General features: G+C 55.5%; 1 tRNA gene and 2 rRNA genes (1 of these 3 cut by a window edge). All 3 read left to right on the top strand.

Annotated features, from left to right (window positions below):
• A 23S ribosomal RNA gene (locus tag JCM15831_RS14990) occupies positions 1-2,152 on the top strand (it extends 589 nt beyond the left edge of the window).
• Between the two features lie 111 nt (positions 2,153-2,263).
• Positions 2,264-2,378 (top strand): 5S ribosomal RNA (gene rrf, locus JCM15831_RS14985).
• A gap of 33 nt (positions 2,379-2,411) precedes the next feature.
• Positions 2,412-2,488, top strand: a tRNA-Met gene (locus tag JCM15831_RS14980).
• Positions 2,489-2,500 lie beyond the last annotated feature (12 nt).

Here is a 2,500-nt window from a genome sequence, read left to right as displayed (position 1 = left end):
AGCCGGTAGGTGTAGGCGTAGCGAAAGCGAGTCTGAATAGGGCGAATGAGTTGCTGGCAGAAGACCCGAAACCGAGTGATCTAGCCATGGCCAGGCTGAAGGTGCGGTAACACGCACTGGAGGGCCGAACCCACGCCTGTTGAAAAAGTCGGGGATGAGCTGTGGCTAGGGGTGAAAGGCCAATCAAACTCGGAGATAGCTGGTTCTCCGCGAAATCTATTGAGGTAGATCGTCACGTATTGCCCTCGGGGGTAGAGCACTGGATGGGCTAGGGGGACCCAAAGTCTTACCAAACCTAACCAAACTCCGAATACCGAGGAGTATGAGCGTGGCAGACAGACAGTGGGTGCTAAGGTCCATTGTCGAGAGGGAAACAGCCCAGACCACCAGCTAAGGCCCCCAAATCGTGGCTAAGTGGGAAAGGATGTGGGGATTCCAAAACAACCAGGAGGTTGGCTTAGAAGCAGCCATCCTTTAAAGAAAGCGTAATAGCTCACTGGTCTAATAGAAACCCTGCGCCGAAAATGTAACGGGGCTCAAGCCACGTGCCGAAGCTGTGGGTGCATATCTTTGATATGCGCGGTAGCGGAGCGTTCCGTAGGTCTGCGAAGGAGGCGGGGTGACCCCCTCTGGAGATATCGGAAGTGCGAATGCTGACATGAGTAGCGACAAACAGTGCGAGAAACACTGTCGCCGAAAGTCCAAGGGTTCCTGCGCAAGGTTAATCCACGCAGGGTGAGCCGGCCCCTAAGGCGAGGGCGAAAGCCGTAGTCGATGGGAACCAGTTGAATATTACTGGGCCTGCCAGAAGTGACGAATGCGATATGTTGTCTGGTCTTATTGGATTGACCAGGCTTTTGGAGCATTCCAGGAAATAGCTCTGGCGTATAGACCGTACCCGAAACCGACACAGGTGGACTGGTAGAGAATACCAAGGCGCTTGAGAGAACGATGCTGAAGGAACTAGGCAAATTACTTGTGTAACTTCGGGATAAGCAAGACCCGTCTATGGGCAACCACGGGCGGGTGGCACAGACCAGGGGGTAGCGACTGTTTAGTAAAAACACAGGGCTGTGCGAAGTCGAGAGACGACGTATACGGCCTGACGCCTGCCCGGTGCCGGAAGGTTAAGAGGAGATGTGCAAGCATTGAATTGAAGCCCCGGTAAACGGCGGCCGTAACTATAACGGTCCTAAGGTAGCGAAATTCCTTGTCGGGTAAGTTCCGACCTGCACGAATGGCGTAACGACTTCCCCACTGTCTCCAGCATCGACTCAGCGAAATTGAATTCCCCGTGAAGATGCGGGGTACCCGCGGTCAGACGGAAAGACCCTATGAACCTTTACTGCAGCTTTGCAGTGGCATCAGAGACATCCTGTGTAGGATAGGTGGGAGGCTATGAACCCGGGACGCCAGTACCGGTGGAGCCGTCCTTGAAATACCACCCTGAATTTTTCTGATGTCTAACCGAGACCAGTCTAGCCTGGTCCGGGACCCTGCATGGTGGGCAGTTTGACTGGGGCGGTCGCCTCCCAAAGTGTAACGGAGGCGCGCGATGGTGGGCTCAGGTCGGTCGGAAACCGACTGTCGAGTGCAATGGCATAAGCCCGCCTGACTGTGAGAGTGACAGCTCGAACAGAGACGAAAGTCGGCCATAGTGATCCGGTGGTCCCACGTGGACGGGCCATCGCTCAACGGATAAAAGGTACTCTAGGGATAACAGGCTGATCTCCCCCAAGAGTCCACATCGACGGGGAGGTTTGGCACCTCGATGTCGGCTCATCACATCCTGGGGCTGGAGCAGGTCCCAAGGGTTCGGCTGTTCGCCGATTAAAGTGGTACGTGAGCTGGGTTTAGAACGTCGTGAGACAGTTCGGTCCCTATCTGCCGTGGGTGTATGAGACTTGAGAGGATTTGTCCCTAGTACGAGAGGACCGGGATGAACATACCTCTGGTGTACCGGTTGTCGCGCCAGCGGCACAGCCGGGTAGCTAAGTATGGACGGGATAACCGCTGAAAGCATCTAAGCGGGAAACCCACCTCAAAACTAGGTCTCACAGGGCCGTGAAAGACCATCACGTCAATAGGCCGGGTGTGGAAGCGTGGTAACACGTGAAGCTAACCGGTCCTAATCGCCCATATCGCTCACACAACGCTCTGCAAGTCAGAGCATACACATGCATAGCAATCATCCACGCAACACTCATCATACAAACACACCAACCTCCCACACCGACACACAGAGGTCGGGTGGATCAGAAGACCTGGTGGCTATGGCGGGAGACTTCCACCCGATCCCATCCCGAACTCGGACGTGAAACGCCCCAGCGCCTATGATACTGCATCTTAAGATGCGGAAAAGTCGGTCGCCGCCAGGTCCCCTGATCCACCCCACACCAACACCCCACCCTCGCGGGGTGGAGCAGCCCGGTAGCTCGTCAGGCTCATAACCTGAAGGCCGTAGGTTCAAATCCTACCCCCGCAACCAACATCCCAACAC

The sequence above is a fragment of the Asaia astilbis JCM 15831 genome (genome assembly GCF_000613845.1).
Lineage (GTDB): Bacteria > Pseudomonadota > Alphaproteobacteria > Acetobacterales > Acetobacteraceae > Asaia > Asaia astilbis.
Note: the sequence above shows the minus strand (reverse complement) of the source record. Positions and strands in the feature narration are given on the sequence as shown.